2 protein-coding genes and 1 pseudogene are annotated in these 23906 nt (G+C 64.8%); all 3 read right to left on the bottom strand.

The window, feature by feature from the left end; genetic code table 11:
- Positions 1-2: 2 nt before the first annotated feature.
- The gene (locus tag RG2_RS00965) at positions 3-1055 is read right to left on the bottom strand and encodes an ABC transporter substrate-binding protein (protein WP_033231647.1); all 1053 of its coding nucleotides are present in this window, start codon (positions 1053-1055) and stop codon (positions 3-5) included.
- A complete protein-coding gene (locus tag RG2_RS00960; RefSeq protein WP_051730271.1) occupies positions 1052-13141 on the bottom strand; it encodes a non-ribosomal peptide synthetase in 12090 nt (4029 codons plus the stop codon). The genes RG2_RS00965 and RG2_RS00960 overlap by 4 nt, the downstream gene beginning before the upstream one ends.
- Positions 13142-14529: 1388 nt before the next feature.
- Positions 14530-23880, bottom strand: a pseudogene (locus tag RG2_RS00955) (amino acid adenylation domain-containing protein); the annotation flags it as partial.
- Positions 23881-23906: the final 26 nt, after the last annotated feature.

Here is a 23906-nt window from a genome sequence, read left to right as displayed (position 1 = left end):
CGCTAGCCCGCTGCGCCCTTCGCGACCGCGTCGGAGATGAGCGGCATGACCTGGTCGGTAGCCCAGCCGAGCGAGAGCGCCGACGGGAATCCGACGGCGTTGGGCAGACCGGTGTTACGGGCCAGCGACACCACGGCGCCGTCCTGCACGGCAGGCAACGCGTTCCAGCCCTCGAACTTGGTGAGGTAACCCAGGTCTCCGGTGGGTGAGACGACAAACAGCACGTCCGCGTTCATGTCTCCGACATTCTCGTAGGACAGGATGCCCCGACCGTCCGCGTCGACGGGAAGCGTCGTGGCATACGGGCTCAGGACCAATCCGAGCGAGGTGAGGAACTGGCCGATACCGCGTTCGTCGGAGGCCAGCACCGACAACTGGCCGCCGGTGTCGCCGATGATCGCGTTGTACGTCTTGCCCGCGATCGTCGGGTTATCGGCGCGTGCCTTGGCCAGATCCGCTTCGGCAGCCGCGATCACCTCTTCAGCCTTGGCCGGGATACCGAGTGCGGCAGCAACTTTACGAGTCGAGTCCTGCCACGGCTCGCCGTTGGCCTTGGTGTCGAAGTGGACCACCGGGAACTGCTTGCTCAGCTGGCCGTACGCAGCCTGGTCGAGTCCCCAGAAACCGGTGGAGACAATGATGTCGGGCTCGAGCACAGCCAGCTGCTCGGTGATCGATCCGGCACCCGTTTCCATGTCGAGGGTTTCGGGTGTCTTTCCGCCGAATGCCTCTACCTGCCACGGCCACACTCCGGAGCCGCCGGTCGCGGCACGGTTCTGTGCATCCACCGGAATCGCGATCGGCGTGACGCCGAGCGAGAGCAGAATGTCTGCGTCCTGCGGGGAAAGCGGCATCGCGCGGGTCGGGGCGGACTCGATGGTCGTCTCACCGAACTTGCCGGACACCGTCACCGGGTACTGGCCGGCGTCGGCGCTCGCCGAGGTGGGCTTGTCGGCGTCGGTGGTACCTGAATCGGACCCGCACGCCGTAACACCGAGCAGAACGGTTGCCGCGGCCAGCGCTGCACCGATCCTGCGATTCCATCGAGAATTCATACCGCTTCCTTCGTAGTTGGGGCTAGTACTTCTGCCAGTTCGCCCAACGAACCGGCGGCAAAGACCTGGGCGGCCTCCACCTCGCAGCCCGCCTCACGCAGCCTGCTCATCACAGCCATCACGCCGATGCTGTCACAGCCGAGCGCAAAAATGTCGTCGCCGAGTCCCACCTGATCGAGCCCGACATGCTCCGCCACCACCCGGCACAGGATCTTCTCGATCTCAGTCACCGGTTCGCGATACTCCCCGATGGGCGCGATCTCCGGACGCGGCAGGGCCGCTCGATCGATCTTGCCGTTCGGCAACGTCGGTATCTCGTCGAGAACCACAAATGCAGACGGGATCATGTAGTCCGGCAACACCGCGCTCAAGGACCGCCGCAAGCCCGCGTTGTCGGGTTCGATCCCGTCCGCCACGACGTATGCCACGAGTGCCCGGGCACCGATATCATCGCGGACCAATACCAGTGCGGCACCGATTCCTTCGGTAGCGAGCAGCGAGGCCTCGATCTCCGCGGGTTCGATGCGGTAACCACGAACCTTCACCTGGTCGTCGGTGCGACCGCGATACTGGATGTGCCCCGACGCCGTCCACTTGGCTCGGTCGCCCGTGCGATACATCCGGGTTCCGTCGGCGGCAAATGGGTCTGCCACAAACCTTTCCGCGGTTCGTGCGCGTGCGCCGAGGTACCCGCGCACCACACCGTCGCCCGACAGGTACAACTCGCCTTCGACGCCAACCGGAACGGGGCGCAACCACTCGTCGAGAATACGAGCACGCGTATTGCCGACGGGCCGACCCGCGACGGGCGATGTGCTGTCCGACACCCGCGCAACCAGCGCGTCGACGGTACTCTCACTCGGTCCGTACAGGTTGTACGCCTCAACTCCGTCTTTCTCGCGCAACAGATTCCACAGCGGCTGCGAGACGGCCTCGCCGCCGAAGCCCAGTGATGCGGGCACGCGGGTCCCGTCCAGCAGACCGTTGTCGATCAGCTGAGCCAGGTGCGACGGCGTCACTTCGACGAAGTCCCACTCCTGCTCTCGCGCTTGTTCGACCATGCGACGCGGATCCCGCTGTGTCGTCTCGTCGACAACGCACAGGGCGTGGCCGTCGAGCAGCCACAGCTGAGGCTGCCACGACGCGTCGAACGCAAACGACCACGCGTGTCCTACTCGCAGTCGATCTCGCTGCGCCCGTTCCTGCGTCGGGACATACAGGTCCGCGCGATGACTGTGGAACAGCGTCACCAGGCCACGATGCGGCGCGACAACGGCTTTCGGTACACCGGTCGATCCGGAGGTGAACACGATGTATGCCGGATGATCCTCTTGCAGTGGTGCGAGTCGATCCGCGTTGGTGACCGGCGTTGAGGGCAGCTCATCGAACTCCAGGCTGTCCATCGCCAGCACCAGCGAGGCAGGAATCCGGTCGACAAAGGCTCCCACCGTCAGAGTCACTGCCGGCGAGACGGTTTCGAAGATCGCGTCCAACCGCCCTGCCGGAGCGTCGGGATCACACGCGACATAGGCGCCACCGGCAGTGAGTACCGCAAGGATCGCTACGACGCTCTCCGCCGAGCGCGGCAGCATCAGCGCCACCACAGTCTCGGGGCCGACGCCATGTCCGATCAGCACGCGCGCCAACCGGTTGACCCGCGCACCGAGTTCTCCGAAGGTCCAGGACACGTCGGCGGCCAGCAATGCGGTCTCGTCGGTGTAGCGAGCCACCGCCGTGTCGAACAGATCCGCCGCCGTAAGAGTCGGCACCACAATCGGATTGACACCCCACGCAGCCTCGATCAGTTCCTGATCCGCAGCCGGAACAGCTACGATCTCGGACAACCTGCGCTCGGCGGACAGCGCCGTGAACTCCTTCAGCACCTGCGCCAGCCCGTCAGCCAACCGCTGGACTGTGCTGCGGTCGAAGAGTTCCGAGCTGTACTCGATCATGCCGACCACGGTGTCGGTACCCGCGTACTCGACAAAGTCGAACGACAGGTCGAACTTGGCTGTCGCCACCTCGATCGGCTCCGGCGTCATTGCCGCGCCCAGGCTTTCGGCCGGGTTGGGCTCCGTCAAGTACACGATCATGGTCTGGAACAGCGGATGCATCGATCGAGACCGTTCGCCGCCGCCCAGCACCGAGTCGACTACCTGCTCGAACGGCAAGTCCTGATGCTCGAAAGCACCGAGATCGCTGTCGCGGATTCGATTCAACAGTTCTGCGAGCGTCGGATTGCCCGACAGGTCGGTGCGCAGCACCACCGTGTTGAGGAAGAACCCGACCAGATCCTCGAGTTGTGCATCCCCGCGTCCGGAAACCGGGGTTCCCAGCGGAATATCCACGCCCGCACCGGACTTGTGCAGAAGTACGGCCACTGCTGCCTGCGCCAGCATGAACATGCTCACGTTGTGCTCACGGGCCAACGCTCGCAGTCCCACAACCACTTCAGGTTCCCAGGCCAGGTACACAGCGCCGCCGGTGTAGCTCGTCCGGGCAGGCCGCGTCCGGTCGAAGGGCAGTGACAATTCTTCCGGCAAGCCCGCAAGGTTCTTGCGCCAGTAGATCTCCTGTGCTGCGGCAAGACTCTCCGGATCTTCGCGATCTCCGAGAATCTCCCGCTGCCACAGTGTGTAGTCGGCGTACTGAATCGGTAACGGCGCCCAGTCCGGGCTCTGGCCGAGCTGGCGCAACGCGTAGGCCGACATCAGGTCACCCAGCAACGCGCGGGTCGACCATTCGTCCGTCGCGATGTGATGGATCAGCAAGAGAACGACGGTGTGTGGCTCCCCCGCGTTGTCGAACTCGAACACCGACACTCGCACGGGAATCTCACGTTCGAGGTCGAAGCTGTACCGCGAGGCGTGCGCAACTTCTTCGGTGACGTCGACGGCCGACACCGCGTGCCGGTGCACCTGCACGTCAACGGCATTCTCCGGCACAACCACCTGGTACGGCTCGCCGTGCGCAGAGTGAAACACCGTGCGGAGCGCTTCGTGTCGAAGAACGACGTCCTGGACTGCCGCCGCCAGCGCGGCAACATCCACCGATGCCGGCACCCGCCACGAGATCGGCACGTTGTACGCGCCGCCGTCGACGCCCAGCTGGTCGAGGATCCACATCCGCCGCTGGGCAAACGAGACCGGCACACGTTCCGGACGCTCCCGCCGTCCCAGTGTCGATCGAATGCCGCTTGCGGCGTCAGCAGCCAGCACGGCCAACTGCGCGACCGTCGGTGCTTCGAAGACACTGCGCACGGCAAGCTCGACACCCAGTTCACTGCGCAACGCATTGACCAGGCGAATGGCCGTCAACGAGTGGCCGCCGAGCGAGAAGAAATCGTCGTCGATTCCCACCGTTTCCAGGCCGAGCGCCGACGCGAACACCGCGCACACCTGGCGTTCGAAGTCCGTGCGCGGCTTCCGCACGGACACAGCGCTCTCGAAACTGGGGCGCGGCAGTGCCTTTCGATCCAGCTTTCCGTTGAAGCTGACCGGAAATTCGTCGACCGGAATCACGATTGCCGGGATCAGGTAATCGGGAACCGAGCCGCTCAGTGCATTACGCAACGTCGTCGCGTCAACCACGACGCCGACCGCCGTCATGACGTAGCCGACCAGTACGGCTTCGCCCTCGGGGTTTCGATGCACCGCGGCGACCGCCCGAGTCACGTCGGGATGTCCCTCGAGGATCGTCTCGACCTCACCGAGTTCGATGCGCAAACCGCGGATCTTGACCTGATCGTCCAAGCGGCCGAGGAATTCGATGGTTCCGTTCTCGGTCCAACGAACCAAGTCACCGGTCCGGTACAGCCGTGAACCAGCATCGCCGTACGGATCGGCCACAAAACGATCCGCGGTGAGCGCGGACCGGCCCAGGTAGCCGTACGCCACCTGCACTCCGCCGATGTACAGCTCGCCGGCCACACCGGCAGGAGTCGGCTGCAGGCTCGAATCCAGAACGTAGAGTTCCACGTTCGATCCCGGGCCACCGATCGAGGAGGATCCGGCGGGGTCGACTTCCAAATCACGAGCAAGGTCTGCTGCCAGAGTGACCTCGACGGCGGCCTCTGTCGGCCCGTACAGATTGTCGAGTCGCACGCCCGGTAGCGCAGCAGCAAATCGTGCGACGGTCCGATTCTGCAGCGCCTCACCGCTGCACACGACGCGTCGCAACGACGTCACGGCGGATATCTGCTCGGTGAGTGCCTCTTCGAGCATGGCCGGAACGAAGTGCGCGATGGTCACGTCGTTCTCGCGCAGCAACTGCACCAGCGCCACCGGATCCCGGTGGGTATCCGGTCCTGCGATCACGGTGGTTGCACCGTTCACACTGGGCCAGAACAACTCCCAGACGGAGACGTCGAAGGTGGTCGGTGTCTTGAGAACGACGCGGTCCGTTGGCACCACGGGTGATTCCGCTTGCACCCAGGCCAACCGGTTGACCACGGACTGGTGGGACACCAACACGCCCTTGGGGTTTCCGGTGGAACCGGAGGTGTAGATGAGATACACCGGGTGAGCCGCGGTCAGGGTGCTACGACGCTCGGTCACCGCGTCACCACTGAGCGCCTGCAACCGGGCCTGCACTACCGGTGCGTCGACATCGGTCCGGGCAACACCGCCTGGAATGGATACCGCGCTGGTTGCGAGCACACGCACCGGCCGAGCGTCACCGAGCATGTACTCGATACGTGACGGCGGCAATCCCGTGTCGATCGGCAGGTACGCCGCACCGGATTTCACGACCGCGTGGATTGCCACGATGAGATCTGCCGAACGCGGTACCGCAACGGCCACCACGTCACCGGGACTGGCACCGTCTTCGATCAGTAGGCGGGCCAAGCGGTTCGAGCGTGCCTCGAGCTGGGCGTAGTCGATCTGCTCGCCGAAGGCCGACAGAGCCGTGGCTGTCGGCGACAGCGCCGCCTGCCGCGAGAGAAGGTCACCGATCGTCACGGATTCGACCGCGGCGCGGGGTCCGACGCCCACCGCGAGTCGGTGCGCCCGCTCACCGGCGTCCACCAATTCGACAGCCCCGACCCGCGAGGACGGCGCGGCCGCAACCTGATCGACAAATCGTGACAGGACGGCCAGGATCATCGCCACCCGCTCACGATCAAAAAGGTCTTCGGCGTACTCGGCGATGACGGTCACTTCACCGGTATCCGGCGCGTCGACAAAGGTGACGTTGAGATCGAACTTCGCACGCACGTTGGTCAATTGCTCCCAACGAGTGGGCACACCGAGGAAGTCCGGAAGGACTCCGGCGCGTTGGAGATAGCTCACCATCACCTGGAACAGCGGATTACGGCCTTCGATGCGTGGCGGTGCCAACTCCTCGACCACCCGCTGGAACGGGATGTCCTGGTGGTCCATCGCGCTGAGGTCGGCGTCGCGGGTGCGGTCCACCAGCTCGCCGAACGTCGGATCTCCCGACAGGTCGGTGCGCAGCACAACGGTGTTGACAAAGAACCCGACCAGGTTGTCGAGCGCGCTGTCCGAGCGACCGGATACCGGGCTACCAACCGCAATATCGTTGCCACCGCCCAGTCGCGAGAGCACTGCTGCTGTAGCCGCGTGCAGGACCATGAACATCGTGCCGCGGTGGTCATCGGCAATGCCGCGTAGTTTCTGCACGACTTCAGAGCCCAGGGTGATCTGGACGTTACCTGCAGTGCCAGTGGGCTGAGCGGGGCGCAGACGGTTGGTCGGCAGGACTATCTCGTCCGGCAGTCCGGCAAGGCTCTCACGCCAGAATCCGAGCTGGCGATCCGACAGATCGCCCGACAGTAGATCGTGTTGCCACAGTGAGTAATCCGCGTACTGCACCGGCAGCGGCTCCCACTCCGGAGCATGCCCCTGTGTCCGGGACAGGTAGGCGCGGGTGAGGTCACCGAGCAACGGCGCGTCCGACCATTCGTCGGTCGCGATGTGATGGAGCACCAACACAATGATGTATTCGGTGGGCCTGATCCGGACCAACGTGACACGCAGCGGTACGTCGGTGCGGAGATCGAAGTTGGCCGTCAGCCGCTCGATCACCAAGCCCTGCGCCGTCTCCGCATCGGCGTCGACAATCTCGAGACGGGTCGCATCCGAGACATCCACGATCTGCTGGAACGGATTTCCGTCGACGATTCCGATGACGGTGCGCAAACTTTCGTGTCGCCCCACCACGTCCTGCAGAGCCGCTGCCAACGCGGCCTCGTCCAGCGCGCCGTCCAACCGGGCCACGTGCGCGTAGTGGTAACTGAGGCTGTCGTCCTGAAGCTGCGCGAGCATCCAGAGTCGTTCCTGCGCTGCAGACAGCGGCACGAACTCGGGCCGGTTGCCCACGACAATCGACGGTTGTGCACTTGCCGCGCTCGGCAGCAGTTCGGCAATCAGCGCCGGCGTGCGAGCCTCGAACAGATCCCGAATCGTCAACTGCACGTCGAACTCCGCACGCACCCGCGAGACCACCCGCATCGCGATCATAGAATGCCCACCAAGTTCGAAGAAGTCGTCCTCGGCACCAACCGAATCGAGTTCCAGCAGGTCTGCGAAGACGTCGCACAGTGCCTGCTCTGTTGCGTTCTTCGGCGGCCGCGACGACGCCCCGGTGCGAATCTCCGGCATCGGGAGCGCCTTGGCGTCGAGTTTGCCGTTCACCGTCATGGGGATTGCGTCGATGATCTGCAGAGTGCTTGGCACCATGTAGTCGGGCAGCTTTGCTCGCAGGTACGCGAGCACGGTGGCGACGATGTCCGGGTCCGAATCATCCGTCACAACCATGTATCCGGCAAGACGCTTCATACCGGGGACCAACGGGTCTTCCACCGCAACAACCGCTGCGGACGCCGCCAGAGGATGTGATTCGACGGCCGATTCGATCTCGTGCAGTTCGACGCGGTAACCACGAATCTTGACCTGGTCGTCGATGCGACCGAGGTAGTCGAGGTTTCCGTCGCGCCGCAACCGGACGAAGTCTCCGGTGCGGTACATGCGGTCGCCGCCGAACGGATCGGCAACAAAGCGGTCGGCGGTCAGATCGGTGCGGCCAAGATAGCCGCGCGCCAATCCGACACCGGCGATGTACAACTCGCCGGCAACTCCGTCGACGACGGGACGAAGCCACGCGTCGAGGATGTAGCCCCTGGTTGCACGAATCGGAGTTCCGACGGTGGGTGTGACGCTGTCGTCAGTGCCGGCGCCGAGGGTGTTGATCGTGTACTCGGTCGGCCCGTACAGGTTGTACCCGAGCGTTCCGTCGCTCTCGCGCAAGCGATTCCAGACCGAGTCCGGGACCGCTTCGCCGCCGAGCAGCACCAGCGACGGACGATGCCCGGTGCGGTTGCCGTCGATCGGTTCGCGGTCTAGCAGGCCCTCTGCCAGCAATGCCGTTGCGTAGGTTGGTGTCACGTTGACGACGTCGATCTGCTGCCGGTCGCAGTAGTCGACCAGCGCATTCGCATCGCGGCGCAGGTCCTCGTCGCAGATGTGCACCTCGTGGCCCTCAACGAGCCAGAGCAGCTCCTCCCACGACATGTCGAAGGCGAAGGAGACGGTGTGCGCCACCCGAAGTCGACGCCCACCCTCGGCGGCCACAACCGGCTCGAAGATCTTTTCCTGATGGTTGCGCTGCATGTTGGTCAGGCCGCGGTACGGGGTGAGAACGCCCTTGGGCTTGCCGGTCGAACCGGAAGTGTAGATGACGTAGGCGGGGTGATCGAGACGCCCGACGCGACCCGGCGCAAACGCACCGAGCTCCGCCGCAGTGAGCGGGCTGGTATCCCAATCATTGCTTCCACCAAGGAGAATCGACCGATCAGCGGGGAGGCCCAATCGCGCCGCCGCAGCTGCATTGGTCACGAACAGGACCGGCTCGGCGTCTTCGATCACCGTCGCGAGGCGGTCGTCCGGCTGGTCGAGTTCGAGCGGCAGGTAGGCGGCACCGGCGCGGAGCACCGCAAACAGTGCAACCACCATATCGACGGTGCGCGGGAGGCCAAGCGCTACTACCGATTCCGGACCGCCGCCGCGAATGATCAGTTGGCGGGCAAGTGCTTCGACTCGGCCGGCCAGTTCCTGATAGGTGACCCGCTCGTCACCGAATACCAGTGCAACCTCGTCCGGAATGGTTGCGGCCCGCTCGATGAGCATCTCGGCGATCGTGACGTCTTCGACAGCGGGTAGCGGCGCGTCCCAGGACAACGCGGCACGCCCCAATTCGGTCGGGGTGAGGGCAGGAACGGCCGCGACCAACCGATCACCGTCGTGTGCAACAGTTTCCAGCAGTGTAATGAACCGCTCGTGCAAGGCGTGAGCGCGGGTGGCATCCACGATGTCGTGACGGTAGTCGATCTTGACGTGCAGTTGCTCACCGGGCGAGACCACCACGGCCAGCGGGTAATGCGTATGGTCGAGGCTGTCCTCGGCAACGATATCGTGGCGGGCCGACTGCGCCGCCATCTCGGTCGCGTTCTTGAAGTTCTGCAACACGAACAAGGTGTCGAATAGTTCGGTGTGCCCAGTGGCACGCTGAATTTCGCCGAGCCCGAGGTACTCGCATTCCATCCGCTCGACGTACTCGTCCTGCATCCGCCGAAGCAGCTGCGACACGGTTTCCCCTGGCACCAGCGTCACTCGCACGGGCACGGTGTTGAGGAACATGCCGAGCACACTCTCGAGTCCGGCAATCTCGGTCGGCCTGCCCGCCACCGTCGAACCGAATACCACGTCGGTGCGGCCCGATTCCGCAGACAGCAGTAGTCCCATGACCGCATTCATCAACGCGTTCAGCGTGACTCCGCTGCGCCTGGCCTGCTCACGCAGTGCCGCAGTCAGTTCCGCGTCCACGTAGGACTCGATACGGGTAGGCACCACCGGGGCGCCGCCCTTGGCGCCGGCTGCGATCAGCGTCGGGTTCTCGAATCCCTCGAAGTTCCGTCGCCACGCCTGCGCTGCAACGCCTGGGTCACGGGAGTCGAGCCACGTCAGATAGTCGGTGAACTGAGCGCCGGCGGCTGGTACGGCATCACCGGCGTAACGGGCCAGCAATTGGTCGACAAACAGTGCGCCCGACCAGCCGTCCCACAGGATGAACTCACGGTTGATCACCAGACGGTCGATGCCGTCGCCCAGGTGGATGAGCAGCATGCGCCACAACGGTGGTGCGGTGAGGTCGAACGGACGTGCGCGGTCGGCGGCTGCCAACTCCTCGGCACCGGTCTTCTGCTCGGCGGGAGAGAGCATCGACAGGTCGGCTTCGACAAAGGGAACTTCGAGTCCGGTTCCGATGAACTGGACCGGGTCTCCCAGACCGTCGTTGGTGAATCCAGCTCGGACCGTAGGGTTCTCGTCCAGAAGCGAGGCTGCAGCGCCGCGCATCCTGGCCACGTCGATGCGATGGCCGAAGTCCAGTGAGAACTGTGCCGTGTAGATGTCCTGGCCGGAATCGAACACCGACTGGAAGAACAATCCCCGCTGCAACGGCGAGAGCGGCCAGATGTCTTCGATCACCACGTCGCTGACGGATTCGACGAGTTCGATCTCGCTCTGGGTGAGTGCGATGTGACGCAGATCGGACGGGGTGAGCCCGAACGTCGCACCACCTTCCACCAGCGCCACCAACTCGCGCAGCGCATCTCGCCACAAGCCCGCCAGGGTTGCCAATTCCGCGTCGTCGATTCCGAAGTCGGATGCAAACTCAACCGTGGCACCACCGGACTGGTCGGCATGCACAGCGATGTCGAGGGCGTACCGACCGATGCGGTCACCGCCCGTGCGCACCAGTACCTGAGGCTTCGGCAAGGCTGCCAATGCAGGTCCGGCCTGAACGTTGGCGTAGCGCAGCAGCGGCCAACCGGAACCTCCTGCCGCCCTTGCTCGTTCCTTGGCCGACCGTAGAGCGCTGTGCGCATCGTCGGTCAGCACCAACCGAATCGGAGACGTGGAACCGAGCGGTCCGACGGTACGGCTCAGGTCGACATCGTCGCCGGCTCCCCACGGTTGACGACCGTCGCGCCACACGTCGACGGTAAGTTCGTCACTACCAGCGATGCGCTTCGTCCAACGGGACACTGCGAGCGCTGTGGCCGCAGCCCATACATCAGCCGGTTCACCCTTGACCAGGCTCGGCACTCGCGTTGTTGCAGTGTCATATTCAGCGGGCGTCAGCAGCTCCGTCCGGGCTGCCGGTGCACCCGCGGTGTCGGTTGCCATCACAAGATTTGCACCCGGCCCCAGCACCGACGTCCAGGTGACCAACTCGGCCAGACGGCTCGGCGATGTCGCTTCCTCGGCAAACCGTCGAGCATGCGCCTTCAGCGACGTGGGCACCGGCGGCAGCATGACCTTTCGCCCCCTCGACACCGCCCGGAGCGCGGTGGCAAAGTCCTCCGTGACGACCTTCCAGGACACGTCGTCGATCAAACCTGCTGCGGCAGTGAGGATCAGGTCGCCCTCGGCCGAGCAGGAGACACACAGCCCTCGACCGGTTGCGGGGTCCGGAACAACATCATCACCGACCAGTGAATCTGCCTTCACCGCATCGGGTTCGGCTACGGCAAGCATCCACAACACCGGCACGGGCGCAGTAAGAGTCGCTCGCAACCCGTGGTGATGAGTGACAATCGCCTCGACCGTGTCGACCAACTGCTCCCGGGTCAGATTCGCAGGAGCGGTAATACGGTGCTCACGCAGGGTGCCGGCAACAGGCTGTCCGTTGTCACGGCGGGCAGCGAGACTCGGCAGCAACGTCAGTGGTCCCGCGCCGTCCTCGTCGTGAGGACGATCCGCAGCCACGACGTCCAGTCCGTCGACGTCGTACGACCAGACGGACTCGTCGACTGCCTCGAGGAACGAGTCGATGAAATCTCCGAGACTGTCGGCAATCTCGTTGCAGCGCTGCGCATTGTCCGGGTGACTGCGAAGCCCGATCTCGATCGGTTGGCCCGACTTGTGCAGCAACACGATGAACTCGAGTTCACCGACCGGCCCGGACGCAAGCATCTCCACGTTGGACTCTCGACCGATGGTGAAACGGGAGGTCGAGTTGGGCATGATGTTGATGCCGATGCCCGGCGGCCGCCAATCCGGGTTCTTGGCAGCCAACTCGCGGCCGATCGCCTCGCCCCGGTAACGGCCGTGCTTGAGCAGTTTCCACATCTTCTGCTCGGCGCTCGTTGCGATATCCGCGAGTCGGGCCTGCTCTCCGACGTCGATACGCATCGGAAGCACGCTGGCCACCATGCCGGGCACGGCCCGCAATTCACGCGTTCCGCGGGCCGTGGTTGGCAGGCTCAGCACTACGTCGGTGGTGCCGGTCGCTCGCGCGACATAGCCGCCGAGCAGCGCAATCACCAACCAGGACAAGCGCAGTCCGTGTGCCTTGCCGTACTCCTCGAGTCGCTGACGGCGTTCGAGGTCGAGCGTGAGAGTCACACTCGTGACGCCGGGCGCCGGTTGGTGGTCGACGGTGATCAACCGTGGCGACGTCGGAAGATCGCCCAACTCGGCAATCCAGTAGTCGCGATCGTCGTCGATCGTGGTGCCGGAGGTGTATTCGACATCGGTCTCGACGAACCTTGCCAGCGCCCATTCTGCGCTCAAATCCGGTGCGGTGCCCTCGACGTATGCACGCATGATCTTGTTCAGAACCAGCGCGATGCCGTAGCCGTCGTTGATGATGTGGTGGTACTGCTGGTACAGCCGCATCGTGTCACCGTCGATGAGGTGCACGGCAAAGGTGAACAGCAGGTCGGTCGCCAGGTCCACCGGCGATTCCATCCGCTCGCGCATCCACCGCAGTGATGCCTCTCGCGGGTCGGCCTCGGCGCGGAAGTCGATGACTGGCAAGTCCCAGTCGCGGCTCTCGCGCGCAATCTGCACCAGAGCGCCGCGAGCATCCACGTCGAAGTTCACATGCAGTGTCTCGGCTTGATCCAGCACAGAGCGGCAAGCCTCGACCACTCGATCGATGTCGACCTCACCAAGTGTCTCGGTGTAGATACCGGTGTTGTAGAGGTGACCCACCGAGTCCAACTGGTGCCCGAAATAGATGCTGCGTTGGGCCGCTGTCACCGTGAATTCCGACTGCACTGTATTTTTCTCCAAGACTTCAAGATCCACTGTTGGCTCACCAGCGTGGACAACTGCTGGTTAGCCTATCCAAACTATGGAACGGCACTCAATTCGACCTGCCCGAACGCTGCGGCAATCGCTCGTGCATCGTCTTCACCGAAGAGAGTCGCGTCGAAATCGAACCGGATTTCCACGAGTCTCCCGTCGTCGGTGACGTAAGCCGTCACATCGAGAACGCGCGGGTCGACGCGGCGCTCGTCGCCGGAATTTCCCACACCCCGACTTTCGACATCTCGGATCACCCTGACACTCACTTCCGGCCGTCCCCACATCGCAAAGACGGGCGCGGTTTGCGCATTGAGATACCGCAACTTGCCGTAGCCCGTGCCTATACCGCCTGGTACGACGCTCAGAGCGGCCGCCGCTGCCGCCAACGCATCTTCTGGGGTGACCGAGACGGCCAGTGCCGGCAACCGAACCGGCACCCCGGCGGCAAAGGGACCCACAGTCGCCAACGGGTCTGGTTCGTCCGAACCGGCAATGCGAACGTCACGCTCGAGTTCGACGGTCAACTCGGCCGGCGCGGCGCGCCACCTCGCCAACCCGTAGGTGAGGGCGGCCAGCGCAGCCGTTTCCATATCGCCTTCGAGTCGCGCCTCCAGGGTCGCCCGATATGTCCCCCTCGGGCCACCCGTGAGAATCGCGGGCGCTCCCGGGCGCAACTCGGCTCCCGGTGCCAGAACCTGCGACCAGTGCGTCAGTTCACCCATCAACGCCGGATCCTGCGCCAACTCGTTGAATCGCTCCGCGAACCCGTGCGCGGTCGCGGCGGGACGACGAAGCGACATCACGCCGCCGCCCTCACGCCATATCGTTTCGAGATCCGCTCGCAGCTTCGCCACCGACGCCGGATCTGCCGCCAACGCATGCACGGCAACAACCAGGGTTCCACTGCGGGATTCGCCGGCATCGAGCCAGCGCGCCGTCACGGTCCGGCCGTTTTCCAGGTCGAGTTCGGCAATCAACGCCGTGGCCTCCGCCGCGGCACGCACGGCAAGATCGGCATCGCCGAGGTCACTGCAATCGACATGCTGCACGACTGCAGCCACATCAGCGTCCGTCTCGAGGGACCACAAAACCGACGCAACCCGCGCCAGTCGTAACCGCAACGCATCGTGCGCTTGCAGTAGTGCCGACATGGCTTGCTCGACGTCGCCGACGGTAGTTCCTGCGGGAGTCGAGACAGACAGCGCGATACCAAGACCTGCGGGCGAGACTCCGGATTCGCGGGCGCGATGCACCAACGGTGTCAATGCCAACGAACCCGTCACGTCGCTCGGGTCCACCGGCCCGCTGTGGGCGGTCTCAGCGTCGCCTGGCGCGCCGAAATCCACGACCTTGGCCAGCGCCGCGGGCGTGCGCCATTGGAATATCTCCTTGGGCCCGAACGTAATTCCGCGCCGACCGGCAGCGTTCACGACCTGAATCGAGATGATGCTGTCGCCGCCGAGCATGAAGAAATCGTCATCGGCACCCACTGCGTCGACGCGCAGAGCCTCGGCGAACAATTCGCACATCGCGGTCTCTTCAGGACCCTCCGGCGCTCGCCGCTGCGACTCGTCGGGAGCAACCGGCTCCGGGAGAGCCCGACGATCCAGCTTCCCGTTCGGCGTCAGCGGCAGCGTGTCGAGCACAACCATGGCCGTCGGAACCATGTAGTCCGGCAGCAGCGTCGACGCAAAAGCGGCAAGTTCGGCCGGGACAATCGTCGCATCCGGAACCGGGACGACATACGCGTGGATCTGACCGCCTCGCGCAACAACAGCGCATTGAGCCAGCGTCGGATGCGACGTGAGCACGTTCTCGATTTCGCCCAGTTCGACACGCAGCCCACGCAGCTTGACCTGACCGTCCGTACGGCCGAGGTATTCGAGGGCCAGGCCATCGTCGCCGTACTCGCGCCACCGCACCAGATCGCCGGTGCGGTACAGCCTTTCGCCGAACTCTCCGAACGGATCGGCAACAAATCGCTCCGACGTCAATGACGCCCGGTCGTGGTAGCCACGCGCCAACTGCACACCGCCGAGGTACAACTCCCCCGCAACTCCCGGTGCAACGCGCCGCAACCGGGCGTCCAGAACAAGTACACGGGTATTCCACAGTGGACGCCCGATTGTCACCCAGTTCGTGTCGACAGCGGGAACGATGTGCGACGCCGTCACGTCCACCGCTGCCTCGGTGGGTCCGTACAAGTTGTGCAATTCCGCATCGACCAACGCGTGGAACCGATCCCGATGATCAGGCGTGAGCGCTTCGCCGCTGCACAGCACCCGAGACAACTTCGGGCGAGGATCCGTTTCCACAGCCACGTGATCGAGGAAAGCAGCCAGCATCGACGGCACAAAGTGTGCTGTGGTGACAGAACGTCGCTTGACGACGTCGCGCAGGTAGCGCGGATCGCGATGCCCGTCCGGCGCAGCCACCACCAGTGTTGCTCCGGTAATCAAGGGCCAGAAGAACTCCCACACGGACACGTCGAACCCGGCCGGCGTCTTCTGCAACACACGGTCGTCGCTGCCGAGGTGGTACTCGTCTTGCATCCACGACAGCCGGTTGACCACGGCGCGATGGCTGACCAGAACACCCTTCGGCCGCCCGGTTGATCCGGACGTGTAGAGCAGGTACGCGGCGCTGTCGGGATGTACAACCGTGTCCACGGCCGTAGCCGTGTCCGATTGCGTTGTTGCAGTACCGCCCTCGTCTACCTCCAGCATCGGAGCGGGGCAGTCCAACGGTTCGATACCCGGGCCCACCACCAGCAACGACGGCCGTGCGTCCGCGAGCATGTACTCGAGTCGATCCACGGGGTAGCTGTCGTCGAGCGGAAGATAGGTGGCACCGATGCGGTGGATGGCCAGCAGCGTGACTACCAGTGCGGCACTGCGTCGTACCGCCACGGCGACAACGCCACCGACCGGCACCACACCACGAAGCGTCGCGGCGAGACGCTCGGTTCGCCGATCCAATTCGGTGTAGGTCAGCGACTCCCCGCTCTCGTCGACGATCATGGCGACGGCGCCCGGTGTGAGCGCGACCTGGCGAGCGAACATGCCCGGCAAGGTCAGCGAACTGTCAAGCGGCACAATACGGCCTGACTCGGCAGAATCGATCGCCGCCCGGTCTGTCCGAGTCATCGAATCGAGCTGGGACAACCGCAGTTCCGGGTTTGCCGCACACTGCCGCAGCACCTGGACCAATCGCCCGGCAAATGCGTCAACCGTGCCCCGATCGAAGAGATCAGTGGCGTACTCGATACGACCACGGATCCCGCCGTCGGCGGTTTCCGCGAGGTCGAACGTCAAGTCGAATTTGGCCGTTCCGGTTTCGAGGAATACCGGACTCGCGTCGAGGCCCGCCATCTCGATCCGGTCCACGGCATCGCGGTACTGCACCAGGATCTGGAACAGCGGCTGGCGGGACAGGGAACGGGCCGGGGCCATCGCCTCGACCAACTGCTCGAACGGAACATCCTGATGCGCATAGGCATCGAGGTCCGTAGCGCGAACACGCTCCAGGAACTGCACGAAGGTCGGGTCTCCCGACAGATCGGTGCGCAGCACCAAGGTGTTGACAAAAAAGCCCACCACCCGTTCGAGCGCGGCATCGGAGCGCCCGGCAACCGGTGAACCGACGACGATGTCGTCCCCGGCACCGAGTTCGGCCAACAGGACTGCAACTGCGGCGTGGGTGAGCATGAACATCGTTGCCCCACCGGCAGCGGCGATTGCCGCCAAAGAAGCCCGCACTTGCGGCTCGAGATCGAACGCAACCGCTGATCCCCGGTACGTCGACACCGCGGGGCGCGCCCGATCACGGGGTAGCGCAAGCTCTTCGGGTTGCCCGGCAAGCGCACCCGTCCAATACTCGAGCTGACCGGCCAGCACGGATTCGGGATCGCTTGCCTCACCGAGGACTTCGGGTTGCCACGCGCTGAAGTCGCGGTACTGCACCGGTAGTGGTTCGGGCATCGCCGCTGTGCCGGACACGAGGTGTGAGTACGCCCGGGTCAGATCGGACACCAATGGACGCGCAGACCATTCGTCGGCCGCGATGTGATGCACCAGCACCATCAGGTGCGCGTCGTCGGTGCCGGTGCGCAACAGAACAGCGCGCACAGGCAGTTCGTGCGCGATGTCGAAGGTGTAGGCGGCTTCCCGCGCGAGTGTCGACTCCAGTTGGGCTGGAAGCACGTCGAGAACGTCCAACGGCAGTTCGCACTCGCTGATCGGACGAACCACCTGGTAGCCGATGTGCCCAGCCTCGCCGTCACCGGACTCGGCGGTGAATACCGTGCGCAGTGTTTCGTGTTGGCTCAGAACGTGCGCCAGCGCACCGCGCAACGCATCCAGATCCACTGAACCCTGCAGATGCATGGTGTACGGGATGTTGTAGGTGGAGCTGGGGCCCTCGAGCTGGAACAGGAACCACAGGCGTCCCTGCGCGGCAGACATCGGCACGATTGCCCCGTGATCCCGGCGAATCAGTTCAGGCCGCCTGACCTTCCCGATCTGTGCTGCCCGAGCCAGTTCGGCGGGGGTACGGAGGTCGAACACCTCGCGGATCGTCACGTCGTGACCGGTGCGGGCGCGGATCGCCGACGCCAACCGGGTGGCGAGCAACGAGTTGCCGCCCAGAGCAAAAAAGTCCTCGTCGGGGCCGACGGTGGTGATGCCGAGGAGTTCGGCAAGGAGCTCGCAGTAGATCCGCTCCAGTTCGGTTGCCGCCTCTCGCCGTCCCTCGCTGCGTACCGGCGCCGGGAGCGCGTCGCGGTCTACCTTGCCGTTGGGTAGCACGGGAAGGCCGTCGAGAACGACGAATACCGCGGGAATCATGTAGTCGGGCAGCAGGTCCCGAAGATGCGCCCGCAACTGGGAATCGTCCGGCACGGCGGTGCCTGGTGCCCGAACCGCGTACCCGACAAGCTGATCTGACCCAGCCGCGCTCGCGCGCACCACAACCAGTGCTCGTTCGACGGATGGATGGGAAGCCAACGCCGCCTCCACCTCGCCGGGTTCGATCCGGAATCCGTGCAGACTCATCTGAGCGTCGGCGCGAGAAACGAAGTCGAGTTCGCCGGACCGAGTGCGACGCACCAGATCTCCGGTGCGGAACAACCGTCCACCGCTGCCCATCGGATCCGCGACAAACCGAGTTGCGGTCAACTCCGGTCGGCCGAGGTAACCGCGGGCAACCTGGATGCCCTCGACATACAGTTCACCTGTCACCCCGTCCGGCACCGGGCGCAGGTATGCGTCGAGTATCCGCGCACCCACTCCGGGAACGGGAGCGCCGATCAGCACTCGGTTGGCGGAAGATGTTGCCGTCCAGAAGGTCACATCACCGGCAACCTCCGAGGATCCGTACGAGTTGATCACCCGTGTGTTCTTCTCGTCGAACAAGTCGATCACTGCGCGAGTGAGCGGTTCACCACTGAGGAACCAACTCGAGACCCGGTGTGCCGATTCTTCTCGGAACTGTGCCAGCGCCGCAGCCAGGCTCGGCACCGCGGTGAGCTGACGCACGCCGTGCCGGTCGATGAGATCTGCGAGTGCGCCGGCATCACGAGACTCCGCGTCATCTGCGAGAACCAAGCGGGCACCGGCCAGGAGCCCCGCCAGCAGTTCGGTGGAGCCGTCGATGAAGCTCATCGAACTCTTTGCCAACCGAACATCCGCCCATCCGTCGGCGCGCACGAGATCACGCTGCCAGACCAAGCGATTAGCCAGTGCGCCTGCAGTTCCCATCACACCCTTGGGCTGACCGGTGGAGCCGGAGGTGTAGACGACGTACGCCGCAGCGGCAGGCGACACGACTCTGCCGACCCGGTCGCCGCGAAGGCCGGCAGCGGCGGCCTCGAGTTCTGCGATGGTCGCATCCTCCGAGTCCGGCCGAATCCACTGCACGGTATCGGCGTCGACAATCACGAGCGCCGGATCGGCGTCGGCGAGCATGTACTCGATGCGCGCACGCGGATACGACGGATCGATCGGCAGGTACGCCGCGCCGGCGGCAATCACGGCGCGGAGCGCAACTACACACTCGATGCTCCGCCCGACGGCGATGCCCACCACCACGTCGGTGCCGATACCACGCTGGATCAGTAACCGCGCCAACCTGTTCGAGCGATCAGCCAGCTCCCGGTACGTGTACTCGTCCGGTCCACAGATCAAGGCCACGTGATCGGCGAACTCATGTTCAGCGTCGTCCAGCAGTTCGGGCAACAGACGGGTTGTGTGACCTTCGACCGACTGGGCATTTCGTTCGGCCGGCAACAACACGTCCACGCTCTGCAGGCCGGCGCCCGTATCCGTGGCAAAATGCTCGAGGACCGTGCGCAAGCGAACCGCGATGGTCTCTGCCGTCACCCGATCGAAAAGATCCTCCGCGTACTCGATCCGCACGTCGAGTCCGTCGGCAAGTTCCACGAACTCGAAGGTCAGGTCGAACTTCGCGGTGCCCGTGGAAACGTACGACGGGCTGACCGCCAGTCCGGTGAAGCTGGGTACGGAGTGCGGTGTGCGATGCTGAACCATCGTCTGGAACAAGGGATGCCGGGCGAGAGATCGTGTCACGCCCACCGCGTCGACTACCTGCTCGAACGCGACGTCCTGGTGCGCAAACCCGTCCAGGGCGCCGCGTCGCACGCGTGAGAGCACCTCGGCCAGCGAGGGGCGCCCGGTCAGATCGACCCGCTGCGCCACCGTAGTGACAAAGAATCCGACGGTATCTTCGAGGCTGCCGTCCACCCGGCCTGCAATCGGGGCACCGAGCGTGATGTCCTCACCGGCACCGAGTTTCGACAGCAGAACTGCGACCGCCGCTTGCGCCAGCATGAACATCGTGGAGCCCGACTTCTCGGTCACCGATCGCAGTCCGTGCACCACGCCTGCACCGGTGTGGGTCCAGACCTCGCCGCCGCGCCACGTCGGCACTGCTGGGCGAGCACGGTCGTACGGCAGCTGCAATTCTTCGGGGGCACCGGAGAACAGGTCTCGCCAGTACGCGAGCTGCCGGTCGGTGGACGCGCTCAGGTCAGGATCTTCTGCGCACTCGCGCTGCCAGATCGCGAAGTCCGAGTATTGAATTCGAGGCTGCTCGGCCGGCAGCTGCTCCCCGTTGTAGACCGCTGCCAGATCGGTGAGCATCGGTCCGGCCGACCACTCGTCACCCGCGATGTGGTGAATGACCAACAGCAGGACTGCGGTGTCGGTGCCGGACCGCACCAGGTGAGCCCGTACCGGAATGTCATGTTCGAGATCGAACGGCACACAGGCCGCGGTCAGCAGCGCGGACTGCACGTCCACCTCGGAGACCTCACTGTCGGTGAACTCCGGCTCCGCATCGAGTACCCGACCGAACCCCACACCGTCGATGTCGACGACAACCGTGCGCAGTACCCGATGCCGGGCGACAACTGCCGCAACCGCATTTTTCAGCGCTGTCGCGTCCACTGCGCCGTTCAGGTGCAGCGCAAACGGAATGTTGTAGGTAGCGGATGGACCCTGGGTCTGGTGAACGAACCACAACGACTGCTGCGCCGACGACAGCGGCACAATGTCGGTCCGCTCGTGCGCCACAATGGCGGGACGAGCCGGCGCAGCGGATTCCACCCGTAGCGCCAGTCCGGCCACCGTCGGCGTATCGAAGACGTCACGCAGCGACAGTTCCACTCCGAGTGCGGATTTGAGACGGGCCACGAGTCTTGTCGCGGAGAGCGACGTGCCGCCGAGTGTGAAGAAGTCTGCATCGACGCCCACCACGGTGAGCCCCAGCAGGTCGGCAAACATGCCGGACAGTGCGATCTCCGCAGCCGTCTCGGCTGAACGCCCCGTGTCCGCATCCCCGAAGTCCGGCGCCGGCAATGCCTTCCGGTCGATCTTGAGGTTGGGGGTAAGCGGGAACTCGTCCATGACGACAATCGCCGACGGCACCATGTACGCGGGTAGACGATCGGCTATGAATGCTCGCAGTGCCGGAAGATCGACGTGAGCGCTCTCCACGGCCGTGACGTAGGCGACCAGATGAACGGTGCCACTGCCGTCGCTTCGAGCGACCGCGACGCAGGCACCGACTGTGTCGAACTCCCCTGCCACGGTCTCGATCTCGCCGAGTTCGATACGGTGCCCACGCACCTTCACCTGATCGTCGCCTCGGCCGAGGTATTCGAGCTGACCGGATTCGGTCCACCGCACCAGGTCGCCGGTTCGGTACATCCGGCCGCGTCCGAACGGGTCGGCCACAAATCGGGTTGCCGTCAGGTCAGGTCGACCGCGGTAGCCGCGCGCGAGTTGTGTTCCCGCAACGTACAGTTCGCCGATCGCGCCAACATTGACTGGTTGCAGGTAGCGATCCAGCACCACTGCGGCGGTGCCCGCGAACGGCCGGCCGATCGAGCCTGTCCAGTCGATGTTCGGCAAAACCGGGGTGCTGGTGCACCACACCGTGGCCTCGGTGGGTCCGTACATGTTCTGCACCGAACGGGCCAGCTCACTCAACTGCTGCGCCGTCCGGGTGGGCAAGGCCTCACCGCCCACCAGGACGTCGACTGCAGCCAGATCGGTTACGCCGTGTTCGAGCACCGTCCCCCACTGCGAGGGAGTCGCCTGCACCGCCGTGACGGACTCCGAACTCACCAGTGCCGCAATGGCTGCCGGTTCCTTGGCCTGATTCTCGTCGGCGAGGATCACCGATCCGCCCGCGGTGAGCGGGACAAACAGTTCGAGGACCGCAATGTCGAAGGACAGAGTAGTCAGGGCGAGCAACCGCGTGTGCGCGCCGATACTCGTGAGATCCGTGGCCGAGCGGACAAACCGTGCCAGGGCGCGGCGGTCCAGCATCACTCCCTTGGGGTTTCCCGTGGAACCGGAGGTGTAGATGACGTAGGCGGTGTTGGCCGGCGCGACACGCGCCCCGCTCGCCGCGCTGGATGCTGCTGCCGACCAACTGATCTCGTCACCGGCGATTGTTGCGACGGCAGTATCTTCTGGGACCGAAATCCGATCGGTGAAGCTCGCGGCGGTCAGCAGGATCGCCGGCCGAGCGTCGTCAAGCATGTACTCGAGTCGCGACGAGGGGAACTGCGGGTCGAGCGGAATGTACGCACCGCCGCAGCGCAGCACCGCGAGGAGCGCAACCACGGCCGACGCACATCGTGGCAGAGCCAGCGCGACCAGCGACTCCGGGCCGGCGCCGCGGGAGGACAGTTCGGCTGCCAAAGCGTCGACGCGCGCAGCCAATTCGGCATAGCTCAGCCGTTCAGCGCCGGCAACCAGAGCAAGATTGTCACCGTGCTCGTCGACCTGGGCGTCGAACAGGTCCATGACGTCAGGGCAGTAGTCATCGAAAGCTGTTGCTCGCCCGCCCCATTCGGCGAGGATCTGCAGGGCTTCCGGTTCGAGGAGCGACACCTGAGCAATCGCGGCGCCAGTCCCCTCGGCGGTGACGGATTCGAGCAATTTGGTGAGAGCCGAAGCATGGCGCGCGAGCTCCGCACCCGTGTAGCGGTCTGCGTCGGCGTCGATCTGAATCTCGAGCTCGCCGGTCTCGTCGAGACGACGCACGATGAAGGCGATGTCATGGACAGGACCACGGGCCAATGAGTGGACTGTCGCGCCGGCCCCGTCGAAACGCAGGGTGTCGCCGAACGGCTTGATGTTGACCGTCGGGCCGACGGGGCCGGCGCTGCTCGCGGGCAGTCGCAGGTCCCGGTGGATTGCCTCGGAGCGATACGCGGCGTGCGGGGCCGTGCGCTTTACCGCAGCGCGGACGCCCGCAGCCAGGTCGATGAGATTCGAATTCGGGTCGACCGCGATGCGCAATGGCAGGACGTTGACTGCGGTGGTCAGAACTTTTGCGGCAACGGTGCCCATACGATTCATCGACGGGAATCCGAGCGTCACGTCGAGGCTGCCATTCGAACGTGCCAGGTACGCCGCCACTGCAGCCGTGACGACGTCGGCCCAACTTCCCTCGACAACGCGTCCGGCGGCAGTGATGCGCTCTGCCGATGCTGCGGAGATCAGCGTGGTGTGGGACTGAAGCGTCCGTGCAACGGACGACGCGGGCGGGCTTGCGATCCGCGAGAGACTCACCGACTCCTGGGCGCCGAGCAGTTCGGCCGACCAGAAGTCCCGATCGAGGCTCTGAGCGTCGGAATCCGCGCGAGCGGCGTCCTGGTCGAGGATCACCTCGAGTGGGTCGAAGCGGTTGGCCGGCGGTTCCTTGCCCCGAACCTCGGCATTGTGAACGGCGACGATCCTGCGGCCGAGCAAGCTGTACCCGTAGACGTCGATCAACGTGTGGTGGACGCGGAAGAACAACGCGTGGTGCGACGGTCCTAGCGTGAAAATAGTGACCACGCATCCCGGACCGGCGCTCGGATCGAGGGGCATCCGGAGCTGTTCACGCATCTCCGTGAGCGCGACCTCAAAGCTCTCACGTGCGACAACATCCGTCCCGGGGTACTCCCAGGCGCCGAGTTCCTGATACACCTCGCCGGAGTCCACGGCGAACCTCGCCATGAGCGACGGGGTTTCCGCGACCACACGATCCACAGCGCGCGCGAGGACGGACGGGTCGAGCGGGCCGACGATCTCGATGCATTGACCGGTGACAAAAGTGGGGTTCTGCGGGTCGAGTTGTTGCGCGAACCACATCCCTGCCTGCGCAGCCGTCAACGCCAGACGCTTCCTCGACACCACTGGATCTCCTCGCAGTCCTGCAA

The organism is Rhodococcus globerulus NBRC 14531 (assembly GCF_001894805.1).
GTDB classification, from domain to species: domain Bacteria; phylum Actinomycetota; class Actinomycetes; order Mycobacteriales; family Mycobacteriaceae; genus Rhodococcus_F; species Rhodococcus_F globerula.
This window is presented reverse-complemented; position numbering and strand designations above follow the sequence as displayed.

Coding starts and splice junctions, on each gene's coding strand:
- RG2_RS00965 (WP_033231647.1), bottom strand. CDS start 1,055: ATGAATTCTCGATGGAATCGCAGGATCGGTGCAGCGCTGGCCGCGGCA.